Genomic DNA, 17,651 nt, shown 5'->3' on the forward strand with positions numbered 1-17,651 from the left:
ATGAACCTGAAACTGACCACTCCGGCCGCCGTGGCCGCCGCCCTGGCCGGCATGCTGGCCACCGCCCCGGCGCTCGCTGCGGACTACGCGCAGGCCCCCGGCGCCGGCTCGATCCTGGTGTTCGCCACCAAGTACGACGGCGAAGTGTTCACCGGCAGCTTCCCGGGCTTTGCCACCAAGCTCAGCTTCGACCCGGCCAACCCGGCCGCCGGTTCGCTGGACGTGGTGATTCCGCTGGCCGGTGCCAAGAGCGGCAACAGCGACCGCGACTCGACCCTGCAGACCGCCGACTTCTTCAACGTCGGCAAGTTCGCCACTGCGCGTTACACCGCCAAGGGCTTCCGTGCGGTGGGCAACGACCAGTTCGCCGCCGACGGCACGCTGGAGCTGCGCGGCGTCAGCAAGCCGGTCACCCTCACCTTCACCTGGAAGCCGGGCACCCAGCCGGTGTTGACCGGCAAGGCCACCGTCAAGCGCCTGGACTTCGGCGTCGGCAGCGGTGACTGGGCCGACACCAAGACCATCCCGGACGAAACCGCGATCAGCACGATCGTGAAGTTCGACGCGAAATGATCAACGGGCCGGGGCACCGCCCCGGCCATCATCTCCGGTGGTGCCGGCCGCTGGCCGGCAACCTCACCGATGCGGGCAGGTGCCGGCCAGCGGCCGGCACTACCGTTCGACAGCCAGCCAGGCTTGAACCGCAGCCGCGTCGAACGGCCAGTCCAGCTCACGGTCGCCGCGCTCGTCGCGCAGCACCGGCACCCGCGCGCCGTAGCGCGATTCCAGCGCTGGCTGGTCATCCAGGAACACCGATTCGAATTCCGGCGCCCGGGCCTTGGCCAGCTCGGCCAGCGCCATGTCGCACAGGTGGCAGTCGTCACGCTGGAACAGAGTCAACACCGGCAGGGTCCCCTTGGTGGAAATGCTGCGCCGCAGCCATTGAAGTGCGGCGTGAACCGCTAGAATAGCGGTCTCTTCCGGTACCCGCAGTACGGCAACCATGGCTGTCAGCACGTTCGACGTTTTCAAGATCGGCATTGGCCCGAGCTCCTCGCACACCGTCGGGCCGATGAAGGCCGCCGAGCGATTCATCCACCGCTGGCTGCTCGACCCGGGCCGCCTGCACGAGGTCGCGCGCATCCGTGCCGACGTCTACGGCTCGCTGGCGCTGACCGGCCGCGGCCATGGTACGGACAAGGCGATCCTGCTCGGCCTGGAAGGGCAGCGGCCGAACCTGATCGACCCGGACATCATCCCGGCCACGCTGGAGCGCATCCGCAGCAGCAAGCGCATCCAGCTGATGGGCCAGCACGAGATTGCCTTCGACGAGAAGCGCGACCTCGGCATGAACAAGCGCCAGAAGCTGCCCTACCACACCAACGGCATGCGCTTCACCGCGTACAACGCCGAGGACGAAGTAATCGCCACCCGCGATTATTACTCGGTCGGTGGCGGCTTCGTGGTCAACCAGGACGACGCGGCCGATGACCGCATCGTGCCCGACGAGACCCCGCTGCCCTACCCGTTCAAGAGCGGCGACGAGCTGCTGGCGCAGACCGCACGCAGCGGCCTGAGCATCGCCCAGCTGATGTTCGAGAACGAGAAGTGCTGGCGTAGCGAAGACGAGATCCGCGCCAACCTGCGCGAGATCTGGAGCGCGATGCAGTCGTGCGTCGCGCGTGGCATCCGCGAGGAAGGCGTGTTGCCGGGTGGCCTGAAGGTCGGCCGTCGTGCACCGGCGCTGTACCGCGAGCTGTCGTCGAAGCCGGAAGCGGCGATGCGCGATCCGCTGACCACGCTGGACTGGGTCAACCTGTACGCACTGGCGGTGAACGAAGAAAACGCCGCCGGTGGTCGCGTGGTGACCGCGCCGACCAACGGTGCAGCCGGCGTGCTGCCGGCGGTGCTGCATTACTTCGACCGTTTCTGCCCCGGCGCCAACGAGCAGCGTGTGTTCGACTTCCTGCTGACCTCGGCGGCGATCGGCATCCTGTACAAGGAAAACGCTTCGATTTCCGGTGCCGAAGTGGGCTGCCAGGGCGAAGTGGGCGTGGCCTGCTCGATGGCGGCCGGCGGCCTGGTCGCAGCGCTGGGCGGCAACCCGAGCCAGATCGAGAATGCTGCGGAAATCGGCATGGAACACAACCTGGGCCTGACCTGCGACCCGATCGGCGGCCTGGTGCAGATCCCGTGCATCGAGCGCAATGCGATGGGTGCGGTGAAGGCGATCAATGCCTCGCGCATGGCGATGCGCGGCGACGGCAAGCACAAGGTGTCGCTGGACAAGGTGATCAAGACCATGCGCGATACCGGCCGCGACATGCAGGACAAGTACAAGGAAACCAGCCGCGGTGGCCTGGCGGTGAACGTCATCGAGTGCTGATGGCCGCAGCCAGGCATGGCCTGGCTCTACCCTGCAGCCGGGCGTGAGCCCGGCTCAACATCGGACGACACCGTCACCGCGTTCCGGTTAGGCTCGGGGCTCCCCTACCCCGGATTGGCCCCATGCGCGTGATCGCTGCTGCCCTGCTTGCCTGCCTGCCGCTGTCCGCGCTTGCCGCGCCGACCTATGGTCCGCGGCTGGAAGGTTTCGACTACGGCTATCCGGTGAAGATCTTCGCGCTGGAGTCGCAGCGGCAGCCACTGGAAATGGCCTATCTGGATGTCCTGCCCAAGCGCCGCGCCATCGGTGTGGTGGTACTGCTGCACGGCAAGAATTTCTGCGCAGCCACCTGGCAGCAGACCATCGCACCGCTGCTGAACGCCGGTTACCGGGTCATCGCCCCGGACCAGGTGGGCTTCTGCAAATCCAGCAAGCCCGAACGCTACCAGTATTCGTTCGCGCAGCTGGCCGCCAACACCCATGCCCTGCTGCAACAGCTGCAGCTGGGTGATGTACCGGTGCACCTGGTCGGTCATTCGATGGGCGGCATGCTGGCGGTGCGCTACGCGCTGATGTTCCCGCAGGACCTGCGCAGCCTGTCACTGGTCAATCCAATCGGGCTGGAAGACTGGAAGGCGCTGGGTGTTCCCTGGCGCAGCGTGGACACGTGGTACGCCGGCGAAATGAACATCAGCTATGACAGCATCCGCCGCTACCAGCTGGACGTGTACTACGACGGCAAATGGAAGCCGGCGTATGAACCGTGGGCGCGGATGCAGTCGGGCATGTATGAAGGCCCGGGCAAGCAGGTCGTTGCGTGGAGCCAGGCACTGGCATCGGACATGGTGTTCAACCAGCCGGTGGTCTACGAACTGAAGAATCTGCAGGTGCCGACCACGTTGTTCATCGGCCAGAAGGACCGCACCGCGATCGGCCGTGACCTGGCGCCGCCTGCGGTGAAGGCGACGCTGGGCAATTATCCGGTGCTGGGCAGAGCAGCGGCCGCGGCCATTCCGGGCGCGACGCTGGTCGAGTTCGCCGAACTGGGCCATTCGCCGCAGGTGCAGGACCCGAAGCAGTTCAATGCGGCATTGTTGAAGGCGTTGAGGTCGCGTTGAGATTGCGGGCCCGCCGGGCATGGCCCGGCGAGCGCAGCAGCACGGACATCAACCCACGATCCGCAGCACGTCATCCAGCAACGCGGCCGCAGTGACTTCCGCACCCGCGCCCGGCCCCTGGATCAGCAACGGCTGGCGGCGGTAGCGATCGCTGTGGATGGCCACGCGGTTGTCGGTGCCCGCACCCTGCGCCAAGGGGTGATCGGCCGGCAACTCGCGCAGGCCCACCTGCGCACCCTCGCCATCAACGCGGCCGACGAAACGCAGCACACGACCATTGTCGCGTGCCTGCTGCCAGCGCGCCTGCAGCGGCGCATCCAGCTGCTCGAGCGCAGCCACCGCATCCTCCAGCGGCAGCGCTGCCAGCGCTTCAGGCACCAGTGAATCCACCTGCACCTGCGAAGCATCCAGCGCCAGCCCGCTGCTGCGCGCCAGGATCAGCAGCTTGCGGCGCACGTCCTCGCCGGACAGATCCAGACGCGGGTCCGGTTCGGTATAACCGGCCGCCAGCGCTTCGCGCACCGCCGCCGAGAACGGCGATTGGCCGTCATAGCGATGGAACAGCCACGCCAGCGAGCCGGACAGCACGCCCTCGATGGCGTGGATGTGGTCGCCACCGGCTACCAGCGCGCGCAGGCTGCTCAGCAACGGCAGGCCGGCACCGACGGTGGCGCTGTCGCCATAGCGTGCGCCACTGTCTGCGCAGCTCTCGGCGATGGCCGTGGCACGTGCCAGCTGCGCACCGCGGCCCAGCTTGTTGGCGGTGACCACGTGCACCCCACGCGCCAGCCACTGCACGTGACGTGCGGCCACATCTTCGCTGGCAGTGGCATCGACCACCACGTCACCCCGTTCCAGCCCTTCGGCGCTCGCCCATGGCGGTGAGCTGAGACCGTCACGCGGTGCGCGTCGTGCCAGCTCCAGCGGCAACGCCAGATCACGGTCGATCGCCAGTGCGGTGCGCGAATTGGCCAGCCACTGCACGCTGGGCAGTTCCAACCCGCGTGCCTGCAACGCCTGGTAGCGCTGCACGAAGGCAGAGCCCACCGTGCCGGTGCCGAGCAGCGCCAGGCGTCCCACGCCCAGCGCAGGAATGTCAGCGGCGAGCGCGCTCATGCATCCACCACCTGTTTGCGGCGCGCAGCCGCATCGATCACGGCTTCGGCGCGCTGCAGCGCTGCGCCGAGATCAGCCAGCAGGTCACGCTCGGCCTCGATGCCGACCGACAGGCGCAGCAGGCCTTCGCTGATGCCGGCGGCCGCGCGCGCTTCAGCGGTCATCGCCGCATGGGTCATGGTGGCCGGGTGCGCGATCAGGCTTTCGACGCCACCCAGCGATTCGGCCAGGGTGAAGCAGCGCAGGCCATCGACGAAGGCACGCACTGCGGCATGCGGATCATCGCCTTCGCAGTCGGCCAGTTCGAACGACAGCATCGCGCCGAAGCCGCTTTGTTGGCGCGCGGCGATGGCGTGGCCCGGGTGATCGGCCAGGCCCGGGTAGTACACCGCGCCGACCGCCGGATGCTGGTCCAGCAGGGCAACGATCGACGCGGTGTTCTCCTGGTGCACCCGCAGGCGCGCATCCAGCGTGCGCAGGCCGCGCAGGGTCAGGAACGCATCGAACGGCGAGCCGGTCAGGCCCAGCGCGTTGCCCCACCACACCAGCTGCTCGTGCAGCGCCGGATCGCGCGCGACCACCGCACCACCGACCACATCGCTGTGGCCATTGATGTACTTGGTGGTGGAATGCAGCACCAGGTCCGCGCCGAACGACAGCGGCTGCTGCAGGGCCGGCGACAGGAAGGTGTTGTCGACTACCACCAGTGCACCGGCCTTGTGCGCGGTCTCGATGACGAAGCGCAGGTCGGTGATGCGCAGCAGCGGGTTGGACGGGGTTTCCACCAGCACCAGCTTCGGCTGCGTGGCCAGCGCCTGCGCCAGTGCGCGCGGATCGGTCAGGTCGGCGGTGACCAGTTCGAAGTGGCCCTTTTTCGCCAGCGCATTGAACAGGCGCCAGCTGCCGCCGTATGCATCGTGCGGCACCACCAGGGTGTCGCCCGGCTGCAGCAATGCGTTCAACACCAGGTTGATCGCACCCATGCCGGTGGCGGTGATGACGCCGCCGGCGCCGCCCTCCAGTTCCGCCAGCGCCTCGCCGAGCAGGTCACGGGTCGGGTTGCCACTGCGCGTGTAGTCGTACTGGCGCTTGTTGCCGAAGCCTTCAAAACTGAAGTTCGACGACAGCACGATCGGCGGAGTGACCGCACCATGCGCGGTGTCCCGATCGATGCCGGCACGGACGGCGGCAGTGGTGCGACTACAGGACGGCTCGTTTGCGTGCAGGCTCATGCGGACTCTCCAGAAGTGCGGAAGGCGGTGGCGAGGATCGCGTCGATGCGATCGGTTTCTTTGAGGAAGGCGTCGTGGCCGTAGGGCGAGCGCAGCACGCGCAGACTGCCGCGCGGGCCCAGCCCTTCGACCAGACCGACCAGGTCGGCCAGCGGCACCAGGCGGTCACCCTCCACCGCGACAACTACGGTGGGCGGCAGGATCGCGGTGGGGTCGACGCGGTGCAGGTCGATCGATTCGGACAGGCGCAGGTAAGCAGTCACCGGCGTGCGCGCGACGTACTGCGCACCGGCCGCATCGAGATAGTCTTCGGCCGCCACGCGTACGCGGCCATTGATGACTTCCGGCGCAGCATCGAAGCGCTCGCCGAATTCTTCCGGGGTACGGTAGCTGAGCATGGCGAACTGCCGGGCCAGCGCCAGGCCGTGGTCTTCGCCGCACTGCAGCTGGCCCAACGCGACCGCGCGGCGCTGCAATGCGCGCCAGGCGGCGGCATACGGATGCGGGCGATGCGCGCCACTGGCCAGCACCAGCTGGCGCACGCGTGCACGGTGGCGGATCGCGAACTGCTGGCCGACCAGCGCCCCGTAGGAGTAGCCCACGAACGCCTTCAGCGTGCGGATGCCGAGATGGTCCAGCAGCAGCGCCAGTGCATCGGCCTGGTCGGCGGTATCGATCGGCACATCCAGTGCACCGTCGGCGCCGATGAAGTCGAAGGCCAGTACACGCAGCTGCTGCGGATCCAGCGCGCGCCCGCTGCCGACCAGGTCTTCGGCCCAGCCCTTCTCGCTGAACTGTGCATTGGACGCCACATGGCGATGGGCGGAAATGCCGCCGGCCAGCACCACCACCGGCGCATTGGCCGGGCCGACCCACTCATAGCGCAGGCGCACCGGGCTGGGGCCGGCGTGACGCATCGACAGCACCGCGGCGAACTCACCGCGCTCGGCATGCACGCGGTCTTCGACCGGCACGCTGACGGGGACAAAGGGTTCGGGGCGAAGCGCGGTACTGGCGGCGAAGCTCATGGCGGGATCCGGTTGGGGAATCGGCCATCGAGCCTTCGCGGGGCCCGCGTTCGAGATGCACGTGGGGTGCATGGTTCGAACCATCTTTCGGTGGACGCCACGGTCCCCGCAGGATTTGGCACCTACGCAGACGCTTTCGCGCCTGCGGGCTGCCCCGGCTTCAAAGGGCCTGTCCCTCTGCCGGTCTCGATGGTGGAGCCACGATGCCAGCCCTTTCCGGTACTGTCAATCCCTTCATGCGGATAAAGCGATGAATATTTTCAACGCGACTATGCGAAGGCGGTCGCGGCCGTCCTGTTCAGGATCGGCTACAGTCCCGGCGGTCCCTACCCACTGGAACCACTGATGCTGCGCCTGCCCCTGACCTGCCTGCTGTTGTCCCTGCTGGCGAGCACGACGGCCAGCGCCGGTGACTGGCGCCAGGGCTGGGGACTGGTGCCCAAGGCCGCCCCGGCCGCTCCGCCCCCCCGTGGCGAGACCGCGCAGAGCGCTGCGCCGATGGCCCAGCTGCGCCTGCAGCCGCTCGGCGAGCACTGGCAGGCCCGGGTCGACAACGCACTGGCCGGTCCGCTGCAGGTCGAACTGCGCGCCGCGCCCGGACGCCCGGTCGAAGGCCTGCCGGTGCAGTCGCTGATCCAGGGCGACAGCAGCCTGGTGGTCGGCCACCTGCCCGCCCCGTCCAACGGCCGCCCCCTGGACCTGCGCCTGCAGTCGGTGCCCGGCAATCCGGCCGCACAGGCCGAAGATGTCGCCTATCGCCTGCCTTTCGATGCGGCCCGTCCGCGCGTGGACCAGGCGCCGCAGGGCCGGTTCAGCCACGATGACGAGGAGAACCGCGACGCGGTGGACTTCGCACTGCCGGAGGGCACGCTGGTGCTGGCCGCGCGCGAGGGCACGGTGATGCAGATCCAGGATGGCTTCCGTGGCAACGGCCAGGACCGCGAACGTGATGGTGCCCGCGCCAACTTCATCCGTGTGCTGCACAGCGACGGCAGCATGGCGCTGTACGGCCACCTGCAGGCCGGCGGCATGCGCGTGCGTCGCGGCCAGGCGGTGGGGGCCGGGCAGCCGCTCGGCCTGTCCGGCAACAGCGGCTTCAGCAGCGCGCCGCACCTGCACTTCGTGGTGCAGGTCAACCGCGGCATGGGCCTGCGCTCGGTGCCGGCACGCATCTTCGCCGAACAGGGCCAACTGCAGTTCGCCCGCCAGGACGAGGTCGAGGGCGGCATCGGGCGCTGAACGGCCCCGGCCGGTATAATCGGGCGCTTATCTCTTTGAAAAGCGCCCCGGGCGGGCGCCACTGCCATGTCCGAAGTCGCCAACGAAGCGTCGCGTCGCCGCACCTTCGCCATCATCTCCCACCCTGACGCCGGCAAGACCACGCTGACCGAAAAGCTGCTGCTGTTCGGAGGCGCGATCCAGATGGCCGGTTCGGTCAAGGGCCGCAAGGCCGCCCGCCACGCCACCTCCGACTGGATGGCGCTGGAAAAGGAGCGCGGCATCTCCGTAACCTCCTCGGTGATGCAGTTCCCGTACGAAGGCAAGATCGTCAACCTGCTCGACACCCCCGGCCACGCCGACTTCGGCGAGGACACCTACCGCGTGCTGACCGCGGTGGACTCGGCGCTGATGGTGATCGACGTGGCCAAGGGCGTGGAAGAGCGCACCATCAAGCTGATGGAAGTCTGCCGCCTGCGCGACACCCCGATCATGACCTTCATCAACAAGCTCGACCGCGAGGGCAAGGACCCGATCGAGCTGCTGGATGAAGTGGAAACCGTGCTGGGTATCCAGTGTGCGCCGGTGACCTGGCCGATCGGCATGGGCCAGCGCCTGAAGGGCGTGGTCCACCTGCTGACCGGCGAAGTGCACCTGTACGAACCGGGCCGCAACTTCACCCGCCAGGACTCGACCATCTTCCCGTCCATCGATGCGCCCGGCCTGGCCGAGAAGATCGGTGCACAGATGCTGGCCGACCTGCGCGACGAACTGGAACTGGTGCAGGGCGCCAGCCATCCGTTCGACCTGGACGCCTACCGCGCGGGCAAGCAGACCCCGGTGTTCTTCGGCTCCGGCGTGAACAACTTCGGTGTGCAGCCGCTGCTGGACTTCTTCGTCGAACATGCCCCGTCGCCGCAGGCGCGTTCCACCACCGGCCGCGCGATCGCCCCGGAAGAAAACAAGCTGACCGGCTTCGTGTTCAAGATCCAGGCCAACATGGACCCGCAGCACCGCGACCGCGTGGCCTTCATGCGGGTCTGCTCGGGCCGTTTCAGCGCCGGCATGAAGACCTTCCACGTGCGCACCGGCAAGGAAATGAAGCTGGCCAACGCGCTGACCTTCATGGCCAGCGACCGCGAGATCGCCGCCGAGGCGTGGCCGGGCGATGTGATCGGCATCCACAACCACGGCACCATTTCCATCGGCGATACCTTCACCGAAGGCGAAGCAGTCACCTTCACCGGCATCCCCAACTTCGCCCCGGAACTGTTCCGCCGCGCCCGCCTGCGCGATCCGCTCAAGCTCAAGCAGCTGCAGAAGGGCCTGGCCCAGCTGTCCGAGGAAGGTGCGACCCAGTTCTTCCGCCCGCTGACCAGCAACGACCTGATCCTGGGTGCGGTCGGCGTGCTGCAGTTCGACGTGGCCGCCTACCGCCTGAAGGACGAGTACGGCGTGGAAGCCACCTTCGAGCCGGTCAGCGTGACCACTGCGCGTTGGGTCCACTGCAGCAACGAGAAGAAGCTGGAAGAGTTCCGCGAGAAGAATGCGCTGAACTTGGCGCTGGATGCAGCCGGCCACCTGGTCTACCTGGCACCGACCCGGGTCAACCTGCAGCTGGCGCAGGAACGCTCGCCGGACGTGCGCTTCTCGGCCACCCGCGAAGCGGCCCATACCGTTTCGGTAGGCTGATGCCACGGGGTCGGATCCCTTTCCGGCAGGAAAGGGCTCTGACCCCAGCGCTGCCGGGGCTTCATCTACGCATGGCGTGGATCTACCGCTCACGGATTCATCGGCGCAACGCAGGGATTCACCCACCATACGGTGACGGGCGTGCACACGGCGGCCATCGCGGCGATGATAGGGGGACGCGGGTCCCCCTCCCCGCGAACGATGCCTACGTCATGTCCACGACTTCCGTTGCTTCGATCCGCGAAGAAATCGCCAGCGCCCTGACCCACGGCCTCGGTGCCGTGTTCGCGCTGGGTGCCGGCGCGGTGCTGATCACCCTGGCCGCCATCTACAGCGATGGCTGGCAGCTGGCCGGCGCCATCGTGTTCGGCATCGCGCTGCTGCTGCTGTACACCGCCTCCACCCTCTACCACGCCATCCAGCACCCGGTCGCCAAGGGGCGGCTCAAAGTGTTCGACCACTGCGCGATCTACGTGCTGATCGCCGGCACCTACACCCCATTCACCCTGATCGGCCTGCGCGGCCCGTGGGGCTGGGGCCTGTTCGCCGCGATCTGGACCCTGGCCCTGGCCGGCGTGGTGTTCAAGCTGTTCTACACCGGCCGTTTCAAGCGCCTGTCCACCGCCATCTACGTGGCCATGGGCTGGCTGGTGATCGTGGCGGTCAAGCCGATGCTGGCCTCGATCGACGGCTGGACGCTGGGCTGGCTGCTGGCCGGCGGCCTGTCGTACACGCTGGGCACCTATTTCTACCACCGCGAATCGATCCCCTATTCGCATGCGATCTGGCACCTGTTCGTGATCGGTGGCAGCGTCTGCCACTTCGTCGCGGTCACCATGCAGGTGCTGTAGCACCTGCCCGCGCGTGGCGTGTGCACGCCGCGCACATGGACGCTTCGCGCCCCGTCCACGATGAAGGGGCAACCATGGCAGCGTGAATGCTGCCGCCTCCCCTGCTGCAAGGCGCACGACCCGCTGGCGCCTCCGCCGCCCCGGCCCGCGAGGCCAGCGCTGGCTGGCCCTGCTCACCTTCCTGCTGGCCGCGCTGCTGGTACTGATCGCGCTGTGGGACTGGAACTGGTTCAAGGGCCCGGTAGAGCGCGCAGTGCAGGCCCGCACCGGCCGCGCGCTGCACATTGGCCACCTGGATGTCGACCTCGGCCGCACCAGTACGATCCGCGCCGATGCGATCACCTTCGCCAATGCCAGCTGGGCGAAGCAACCCGATATGGCCACCGCAGACCGCGTCGAGATCGACGTGCGGGTGTGGCCCCTGCTGCGTGGCAGCGTGCAGCTGCCCGAAGTACGCCTGACCCGGCCGGACGTGCTGCTGGAAACCGCCCCGCGCAAGGGCGAACCGGGCAACTGGGATTTCCTCGGTGACAGCGCCGGCGGGCCCAGCCCCCAGCTCAAACGGCTGCGCATCGATGACGGTCGCCTGCAGTTCCTCGACGCGCTCGGCCGTACCGATATCCGCGTGGACGTGCGCAGCGGCCAGCCGAAACAGGCCGATGCGGCGCCACCGCTGCTGGTACAGGGCAAGGGACACTGGCAGGGCAATCCGTTCACCCTGCGTGGCGGCACGGAATCACCGCTGGAGCTGACCGACAGCGACCATCCGTTCCGCATCCATCTCGATGGCCGAGCAGGCGCCACCCACGCGGTAGCCAGTGGCACGCTGACCAACCCCTTCCAGCTGCGCGTGTTCGATCTGCAGTTTGCGCTCAGCGGCCAGGACCTCGCCGACCTCTATCCGCTGCTCGGCATTGCCATTCCGCCGTCGCCACCCTATGCGTTGAACGGCCGGCTCAAGCGTGACCATAACGTCTGGCGCTACGACGCCTTCACCGGCAAGGTCGGCGACAGCGACCTCGGTGGCAATCTGCAGTTCGAAGCGGGCGGCGCTCGGCCGCGGCTGACCGCCACGCTGGAATCCAAGCGCCTGGACTTCGATGACCTTGCCGGCTTCGTCGGTGCCCCACCGAAAACCGGCGGCGGCGAAACCGCCAACGCCGAACAGAAGGCCGAGGCCGCACGGGTTGCCGCCCGCGCACGCGTGCTGCCCGACACGCCCTACAACCTCGGCAAGCTGCGTGCGATGGATGCCGACGTACGCTGGAAGGCCCACCGCATCAACGCGCCATCGCTGCCATTGGATGACATGGATGCGCACCTGTTGCTGGATGACGGCGTACTGCGGCTGGACCCGCTGAACTTCGGCGTGGCCGGAGGCGATATCCGCAGCACGATCCGCATGGACGCGCGCCGTCCGCAGATCAGCACCGCCCTGAAGGCCAGCGTGCGCGGCGTGCAGCTCGGCCAGCTGCTTCCGGACGCGAAACTGGCCGAGCAGGCCAAGGGCGGCATCGGCGGCGAGGTGGACCTGAGCGGCCGCGGCAACTCGATCGCCGCGATGCTCGGCAGCAGCAGTGGCAAGGTCGGCCTGGCGATGGGCCGCGGCCATGTCGGCAACCTGGTGATGGAACTTGCAGGGCTGGACATCACCGAATCACTGAAATTCCTGGTGACCGGCGACAAACAGATTCCCCTGCGCTGCGCCTTCGCCGACTTCGGCGTGCGCGACGGCCTGATGACCAGCCAGGCGCTGGCGGTGGACACTACCGATACGATCCTCATCGGCGAAGGCACGGTCAGCCTGCGCGACGAGACCCTGGACCTGCTGCTGAAACCGCGCCCGAAGGACAAGAGCATCCTGGTACTGCGCTCTCCACTGCACATTAGTGGCACGTTCAAGGACCCGTCATTCCGACCGGACTTCAAGGCGTTGGGCATCCGGGGAGCCGTGGCCCTGGCACTGGGCAGCATCGCCCCACCGGCGGCGTTGCTGGCGACCATCGAACTGGGGCCGGGGAAGGATGCCGACTGCGGTGGGCAATATGCGAAGTAGGTTTACAGCGTTGTTCGCGGCGCCTCTTTTCCCGCGCGTAGAGCCGGAGCAAGGCGACAGGCAGGACACGCCGTAAATACGTCCCTGTAGGCTCGGTCGGCGCATCCATGCGCCTCACGGTCCTGCCTGCCGCCTTGCTCCGGCTCCGGACAGTTTCCAGCGCGCGCGGAACGAGAGCGAAATTCAAAGTCAAAAGAAGAAAGCAAAGTCAAAAGCTGTTGCCAACCAAGGTTGGCAGCTACCAAAGGCGAGCCACCGCGTATGTGCGCACCGCGCTCGCAAGAACGTGTCCAGAGGCGGAGGGTGCGGCTGGGCAGGACCGTGAGGCGCATGGATGCGCCGATCGAGCCCCCCATGGGTGAGGACGCTTTGCTTGCGAAGCACTGCTTCGCAAGCGCCCGAACGCACAGCCGCCAGCGGCTGGGCCGGACCGCGGAGCGGGGTTTACGGCGTGTCCTGCACGGCCATGCCCTCCGCCCTCCGACGTAGCAGGAAGGCGCTGCTTTGGCTTTGAGCTTCGAAAAGCGGGCCGGCGGGCCGCAGGCCCGCCAGCGAACAACTCACCCTGCCACGATGTACTGCTGCAGCTGATCCAGCTCGCGCCGCTGCGCATCGATCACCGACTTCACCAGGTCGCCGATGGAAATCACCCCCAGCACCTGTGCTCCCTCCACCACCGGCAGGTGGCGGATGCGGTAGTCGGTCACCAGCTGCAGGCAATGCTCTACCTGTTCGCCCGGCGAGACCGTCACCACCTTCGCCGTCATGATCTCGGCCACCGCCGTATCCCGCGACGAACGATCACGCAGCACGATCTTGCGCGCGTAATCGCGCTCCGAAAGGATCCCGACCAGCCGCGGACCATCCATCACCAGCACCGCGCCAATGCCCTTTTCCGCCATCAACCGGATCGCATCGATCACCGCCGCATCCGGCGCGACCGCATGTACTTCAGGAGACTTGCCGTCCAACAGTTGCCGTACCGTGGTCATCTGCCTGCCCTCCGAGGGTGGGTTGCAGGGCCGAGTCTGCCACGGCGGATGCTAGCCACGCGTCAACCAGGTACAACGGGCGCTGCTTGGATTCCTCGTACAGCCGTCCCAGGTACTCGCCGATCAGGCCCAGCGCGATCAACTGCACCCCGCCCAGGAACAGGATCACCGCCATCATCGTCGGCCAACCCGCCACCCGGTCACCGTACAGGGCCGCCTTGGCAATCACCCACACGCCGAATACGAAGGCCACCGCCGCCGTTGCCAGGCCCATGTAGGTCGCCGCCCGCAGGGGAACGGTCGAGAACCCGGTGATGCCCTCCAGCGCGAAGTTCCACAGCCGCCACAGGCTGAACTTGCTGGAGCCGGCCACCCGCGCGTGACGGTGGTAGGGCACAGCAATACGCTTGAATCCGACCCAGCTGAAAAGGCCCTTCATGAAGCGGTGGCGTTCACGCATCTCGCGCAGCGCACTCAGCGCGCGTGGCGACAACAGACGGAAATCACCGGTGTCGGCAGGGATCGGCGTGCGTGACAGGCGACCGATCACCCGATAGAACGCCGCCGCCGTGGCGCGCTTGATCCAGGCTTCGCCATCGCGGGCCATGCGCGTGCCATAGACGTTGTCATGGCCCTCGCGCCAGCGCGCAACGAACTGCGGCACCAGTTCCGGCGGGTCCTGGCCATCGGCATCCAGGATCATCGCCGCGCCGTCGCGCACCAGATCCAGGCCGGCAGTCAGCGCGGCCTCCTTGCCGAAATTGCGCGACAGCTTCAACGCCGATACGCGCGCGTCGTCCTGCGCCAATCCTGCGATCACCTGCCAGGTACCGTCGTGGCTGCCATCGTCCACATACAGGATGTGGCCATCGATGTCGGGCATTCCGTCCAGCACCGCACACAGGCGGGGATGCAGGCACGGCAGCGCCTGCTCCTCGTTGTAGGCGGCGATGACGAAAGTAAGGCGTTCGCGGTTCATGCCCGGATTGTACGTTGCCTGCAGGTGCATGGCCTGCCGCCCCGAGGGCAGGTGTCCTCAGTCTTCCGACAGGTAAGCCGCGCCGCCCAGCTGCCGTGCCTGGCGCTGGATCCATGCCGCGCGCCGCTGCACGTACGGCCCTGGCTTTGCCGCGTTGTAGCGCCGCGGTGCCGGCAACACCGCCGCCAGCCGTGCACTCTCGGCCGGACTCAAGCGGGACGCATCCTTGCCCCAGAACGTCTGCGCCGCCGCCTGCGCGCCATAGACGCCGTCGCCGAACTCGGCGATGTTGGCGTACATCTCCAGGATCCGTTCCTTCGGCCACAGTGCTTCGATCAGCACCGTGTACCAGACTTCCAAGCCTTTGCGGATCCAGCTGCGGCCCTGCCAGAGGAACAGGTTCTTGGCGACCTGCTGGCTGATCGTGCTGGCCCCCCGCAGGCGTCCGCCCTTGGCGTTGTGGTCGCGGGCCTTCTCGATGGCCTGCAGGTCGAAGCCATTGTGGTCGGGGAAGCGCTGGTCCTCCGCGGCCACCAGTGAGATCGGCAGGCTCGCTGCCATCTGGTCCAGGTCGCGCCACTGGTAATGCAGGCGATAGGACCAGTCGGCCTCCCCCAATGCCTCGCCATAGCGCCATAGCATGACCGTGGATACCGGCGGGTCGATGAACCGCAGCACCAGTACCTGCAGGCAGCTGAAAGCGGCCAGCAGCAGCGGCAGCCAGAGCAGCCGTTTCCAGCGCCAGCGCCTGCGGCGCGGGACTTCCGCGATGGCCTCCACCTTGTGCTGCTCTCCCCCTGCCCCCATTACTGGTGCATCCTTCTTCTATCCGGTTGTCGGCGCATTATCCGGCAACCGCCCTCGTTTACGCGCGATGTGAGCCGATGACCGCCAACCCCGATTCCCTGATCCGCTTCCTGCTTCCCGACGCTGGCGTCCGTGGCGTCCACGTGCGCCTGCAGGCGACCTGGCAGGAGATCCTGTCCCACGCCGAGTACCCGGATACCGCCGCCGAACTGCTCGGCGAGGCCTGCGTGGCCTCGGCGCTGTTCACCGGCCACACCAAGATCGATGGCCGCCTCTCGATCCAGCTGCGCAGCAGCACCGCGCTGCGCACCCTGTTTGCCGAGTGCACCGCTGTCGGTACCCTGCGCGGCATCGCCCAGCTCAGCGAGGGCACCGATGCGCCGCGCGACCTGTCCAGCCTGGGTGATGACGCCCTGCTCGCGATCACCATCGAGAACCCGGGCCTGGACCCGCGCGAGCCGCAGCGCTACCAGAGCCTGGTCGCGCTGACCGCACCGGAGCTGGACGAGGCCTTCGAGGACTACTTCCGCCAGTCCGAACAGCTGCCGACCCGCCTGGTGCTGGCCGCCGACCGCAACGGCGCCGCCGGCCTGCTGCTGCAGAAGCTGCCGGGTGACGAGGGTGACGAGGACGGCTGGGCGCGTGCCAGCGCCCTGTTCGAGACCCTGGGCAAAGCCGAGCTGCTGGCCACCCCGGCCGAGCAGCTGCTGCACCGCCTGTTCCACGAAGAGAAGCCGGAACTGATGGGCGGCAAGCCGCTGTCCTTCGCCTGCTCCTGTTCCCGCGAGCGGGTCGCGTCGATGCTGCAGTCGCTGGGCGAGGACGAGGCCCGTGCCGCAGCCGCGGACACCGGCGCCGTCGAGGTCCGTTGCGAATTCTGCGGGCGGGAGTATCACTTTCCTTTGACGGAGTTCGGCATACTGTTCCACGGTGCCGAGGGGACTGTACCGGCGCCTGAACGGCTTCAGTAAACGGCTTGTCTTGCATCTGGGGGGATCAAGGCTTGTTAAGAATTCATAAACACCCTAGGATCAAGTTCCCGTCTCCGCGGGAACTTCCGTTGTCCGTCCCTGTCTGAACTGGTCCGATGCGTACCTTCCTGCGTCTACCGCTGGCCCTGCTGATCGCCCTTGGCGCGATCACGGGCGTGCACGCGCAGAGCAAGGACACCCGGACCGTGCTGCCGGTATGGAACAAGGGCAGCGGCAAGGTCGAGGCCCTGCTGTACCTGGAGCCCACCGGTGAACAGGCCGCCGGCGCCCGCTGGCACTTCGGCCGCAACTCGCTGGATGCAGCCTTCGGCCTGTCCTCCGGCGACTCACTGGGCCTGCTCTGCAACAGCAGCAGCGGGACCAGCATGAGCGGCCTGGCCAGTCACTGCATGCTGGCCAGCCTGGGTGACGACGACGACCTCAACAGCCGCCGCTTCACCGGTACCGCCGCGCTGAACCGCGGCAGCGGCCGCCTCGGCATCACCGCCGGCACCGGACGTGAAACACTTCCGGCGTGGCTGTCCGGCCCGAACAAGACCCCCTCGCTGCGCGCCGAGCAGAACGACCTGACCGTATTCGCGCAGAAGAACATCGGCCGCGAGGGCTTTGTCTCGATTGCCGGTACCTACGCCAAGGCGCGCCTGGTGCCGCTGGCCGACGCCGCACCGTCCATCGTCGACCGTTGGGACAGCAAGAGCCTGAGCATCGGCGCCGGCTACGGCAACTTCACCGGCAGCATCATCGGCCGCGTGATCGACGTGCCGGGCAAGCCCGGCAAGTGGGAGGGCCTGGGCATCGGCCTGACCTGGCGTACCCCGTGGTCTGGCCAACTTACCGTTGGCGCCGAGAACGTGATCAGCCGCGGCAAGAATCCCTTCTCCCCCCGCAATGAAAGCAACGACGACGGCACCGTGCCGTACGTGCGTTACGAACAGGATCTCTGACCCCACCTCCTGGGTCTTCCTGCAGTGACTTCTCCCGGGCGCCGAAAGGCGCCCGTTGCGTATGCGCGTTCGTGATACACGCAGAGCGCTTTTCGACGAATTGGATACCGCGCAATTCACGTCGACATACTGCGATACACATCAACGGAAACTTTTTTCGTCACTTTGCGCTAACAAACGAGACAGAGTGATGTCACCTGCGATTCAACCCCTTGATTTCATCCATCAATTTTCATTTTT

The 17,651-nt window shown here is 67.3% G+C and carries 16 protein-coding genes and 1 riboswitch; of the genes, 9 read left to right on the forward strand and 7 right to left on the reverse strand.

Annotated features, from left to right (window positions below):
* Nucleotides 1-573 carry a YceI family protein gene (locus MG068_RS15755; RefSeq protein ID WP_010482754.1) on the forward strand — a complete coding sequence of 191 codons (573 nt, stop codon included), beginning with the start codon at nucleotides 1-3 and terminating at the stop codon, nucleotides 571-573.
* A gap of 99 nt (nucleotides 574-672) precedes the next feature.
* Here the strand turns inward: MG068_RS15755 and MG068_RS15760 are convergent, their stop codons facing one another.
* Nucleotides 673-903 (reverse strand): glutaredoxin family protein, encoded by a 231-nt coding sequence (locus MG068_RS15760; RefSeq protein ID WP_032127830.1) that lies wholly within the window; start codon nucleotides 901-903, stop codon nucleotides 673-675.
* 100 nt (nucleotides 904-1,003) lie between these two features.
* On the opposite strand from MG068_RS15760, the gene MG068_RS15765 reads away from it, so the two are divergent.
* Together MG068_RS15765 and MG068_RS15770 are read left to right on the forward strand one after the other, a co-directional pair.
* Nucleotides 1,004-2,386 (forward strand): L-serine ammonia-lyase, encoded by a 1,383-nt coding sequence (locus MG068_RS15765; protein ID WP_024956918.1) that lies wholly within the window; start codon nucleotides 1,004-1,006, stop codon nucleotides 2,384-2,386.
* Between the two features lie 122 nt (nucleotides 2,387-2,508).
* Nucleotides 2,509-3,504, forward strand: a complete 996-nt coding sequence (locus tag MG068_RS15770; RefSeq protein ID WP_132810628.1) for an alpha/beta fold hydrolase — start codon at nucleotides 2,509-2,511, stop codon at nucleotides 3,502-3,504.
* A 48-nt stretch (nucleotides 3,505-3,552) separates the two neighbouring features.
* Here MG068_RS15770 and MG068_RS15775 read toward each other — a convergent pair whose 3' ends face one another.
* From MG068_RS15775 to metX, 3 genes are read right to left on the reverse strand one after another with little or no spacing between them, the layout of a single operon-like run.
* A complete protein-coding gene (locus MG068_RS15775; RefSeq protein WP_032127793.1) occupies nucleotides 3,553-4,620 on the reverse strand; it encodes a homoserine dehydrogenase family protein in 1,068 nt (355 codons plus the stop codon).
* Complete coding sequence (locus MG068_RS15780) at nucleotides 4,617-5,852, reverse strand: O-succinylhomoserine (thiol)-lyase (RefSeq protein WP_132810629.1); 1,236 nt, start codon at nucleotides 5,850-5,852, stop codon at nucleotides 4,617-4,619. The genes MG068_RS15775 and MG068_RS15780 overlap by 4 nt, the downstream gene beginning before the upstream one ends.
* Nucleotides 5,849-6,880: a homoserine O-succinyltransferase MetX gene (metX, locus tag MG068_RS15785; RefSeq protein WP_049401407.1), complete on the reverse strand. Its 1,032-nt coding sequence runs from the start codon at nucleotides 6,878-6,880 to the stop codon at nucleotides 5,849-5,851. The genes MG068_RS15780 and metX overlap by 4 nt, the downstream gene beginning before the upstream one ends.
* A gap of 77 nt (nucleotides 6,881-6,957) precedes the next feature.
* Nucleotides 6,958-7,076, reverse strand: a riboswitch (SAM riboswitch).
* A 149-nt stretch (nucleotides 7,077-7,225) separates the two neighbouring features.
* Here metX and MG068_RS15790 point away from each other — a divergent pair.
* The 4 genes from MG068_RS15790 (at nucleotide 7,226) to MG068_RS15805 (ending at nucleotide 12,697) form a co-directional block, all read left to right on the forward strand.
* Nucleotides 7,226-8,119 (forward strand): M23 family metallopeptidase, encoded by an 894-nt coding sequence (locus tag MG068_RS15790; RefSeq protein WP_132810630.1) that lies wholly within the window; start codon nucleotides 7,226-7,228, stop codon nucleotides 8,117-8,119.
* Nucleotides 8,120-8,185: 66 nt separating this feature from the next.
* Complete coding sequence (locus MG068_RS15795) at nucleotides 8,186-9,790, forward strand: peptide chain release factor 3 (RefSeq protein WP_132810631.1); 1,605 nt, start codon at nucleotides 8,186-8,188, stop codon at nucleotides 9,788-9,790.
* Between the two features lie 212 nt (nucleotides 9,791-10,002).
* A complete protein-coding gene (gene trhA / locus MG068_RS15800) occupies nucleotides 10,003-10,641 on the forward strand; it encodes a PAQR family membrane homeostasis protein TrhA (RefSeq protein ID WP_014038156.1) in 639 nt (212 codons plus the stop codon).
* Nucleotides 10,642-10,723: 82 nt separating this feature from the next.
* A complete protein-coding gene (locus MG068_RS15805) occupies nucleotides 10,724-12,697 on the forward strand; it encodes an AsmA family protein (protein ID WP_132810632.1) in 1,974 nt (657 codons plus the stop codon).
* 560 nt (nucleotides 12,698-13,257) lie between these two features.
* Here the strand turns inward: MG068_RS15805 and MG068_RS15810 are convergent.
* From MG068_RS15810 to mtgA, 3 genes are read right to left on the reverse strand one after another with little or no spacing between them, the layout of a single operon-like run.
* Entirely contained in the window at nucleotides 13,258-13,689 is a 432-nt protein-coding gene (locus MG068_RS15810; protein WP_019336409.1) for a CBS domain-containing protein, read from the reverse strand.
* Nucleotides 13,649-14,668, reverse strand: coding sequence for a glycosyltransferase family 2 protein (locus MG068_RS15815; RefSeq protein WP_049401430.1), 1,020 nt, complete (start codon nucleotides 14,666-14,668; stop codon nucleotides 13,649-13,651). Before MG068_RS15815 ends, MG068_RS15810 begins: the two co-directional genes overlap by 41 nt.
* A gap of 57 nt (nucleotides 14,669-14,725) precedes the next feature.
* Nucleotides 14,726-15,475: a monofunctional biosynthetic peptidoglycan transglycosylase gene (gene mtgA, locus MG068_RS15820; RefSeq protein ID WP_032130069.1), complete on the reverse strand. Its 750-nt coding sequence runs from the start codon at nucleotides 15,473-15,475 to the stop codon at nucleotides 14,726-14,728.
* A gap of 77 nt (nucleotides 15,476-15,552) precedes the next feature.
* Between mtgA and hslO the strand changes: the two genes are divergently transcribed.
* Both hslO and MG068_RS15830 read left to right on the forward strand, forming a co-directional pair.
* Nucleotides 15,553-16,446: an Hsp33 family molecular chaperone HslO gene (hslO, locus tag MG068_RS15825; protein ID WP_132810633.1), complete on the forward strand. Its 894-nt coding sequence runs from the start codon at nucleotides 15,553-15,555 to the stop codon at nucleotides 16,444-16,446.
* A 116-nt stretch (nucleotides 16,447-16,562) separates the two neighbouring features.
* On the forward strand, nucleotides 16,563-17,411 hold the full coding sequence (locus MG068_RS15830) for an XOO1806 family protein (RefSeq protein WP_049401414.1): 849 nt from the start codon (nucleotides 16,563-16,565) through the stop codon (nucleotides 17,409-17,411).
* Nucleotides 17,412-17,651 lie beyond the last annotated feature (240 nt).

The sequence above is a fragment of the Stenotrophomonas sp. ASS1 genome, from assembly GCF_004346925.1.
Taxonomy (GTDB): domain Bacteria; phylum Pseudomonadota; class Gammaproteobacteria; order Xanthomonadales; family Xanthomonadaceae; genus Stenotrophomonas; species Stenotrophomonas maltophilia_A.

Coding starts and splice junctions, on each gene's coding strand:
- MG068_RS15755 (WP_010482754.1), top strand. CDS start 1: ATGAACCTGAAACTGACCACTCCGGCCGCCGTGGCCGCCGCCCTGGCC.
- MG068_RS15765 (WP_024956918.1), top strand. CDS start 1,004: ATGGCTGTCAGCACGTTCGACGTTTTCAAGATCGGCATTGGCCCGAGC.
- MG068_RS15770 (WP_132810628.1), top strand. CDS start 2,509: ATGCGCGTGATCGCTGCTGCCCTGCTTGCCTGCCTGCCGCTGTCCGCG.
- MG068_RS15775 (WP_032127793.1), bottom strand. CDS start 4,620: ATGAGCGCGCTCGCCGCTGACATTCCTGCGCTGGGCGTGGGACGCCTG.
- MG068_RS15780 (WP_132810629.1), bottom strand. CDS start 5,852: ATGAGCCTGCACGCAAACGAGCCGTCCTGTAGTCGCACCACTGCCGCC.
- metX (WP_049401407.1), bottom strand. CDS start 6,880: ATGAGCTTCGCCGCCAGTACCGCGCTTCGCCCCGAACCCTTTGTCCCC.
- MG068_RS15790 (WP_132810630.1), top strand. CDS start 7,226: ATGCTGCGCCTGCCCCTGACCTGCCTGCTGTTGTCCCTGCTGGCGAGC.
- MG068_RS15795 (WP_132810631.1), top strand. CDS start 8,186: ATGTCCGAAGTCGCCAACGAAGCGTCGCGTCGCCGCACCTTCGCCATC.
- trhA (WP_014038156.1), top strand. CDS start 10,003: ATGTCCACGACTTCCGTTGCTTCGATCCGCGAAGAAATCGCCAGCGCC.
- MG068_RS15810 (WP_019336409.1), bottom strand. CDS start 13,689: ATGACCACGGTACGGCAACTGTTGGACGGCAAGTCTCCTGAAGTACAT.
- MG068_RS15815 (WP_049401430.1), bottom strand. CDS start 14,668: ATGAACCGCGAACGCCTTACTTTCGTCATCGCCGCCTACAACGAGGAG.
- mtgA (WP_032130069.1), bottom strand. CDS start 15,475: ATGGGGGCAGGGGGAGAGCAGCACAAGGTGGAGGCCATCGCGGAAGTC.
- hslO (WP_132810633.1), top strand. CDS start 15,553: ATGACCGCCAACCCCGATTCCCTGATCCGCTTCCTGCTTCCCGACGCT.
- MG068_RS15830 (WP_049401414.1), top strand. CDS start 16,563: ATGCGTACCTTCCTGCGTCTACCGCTGGCCCTGCTGATCGCCCTTGGC.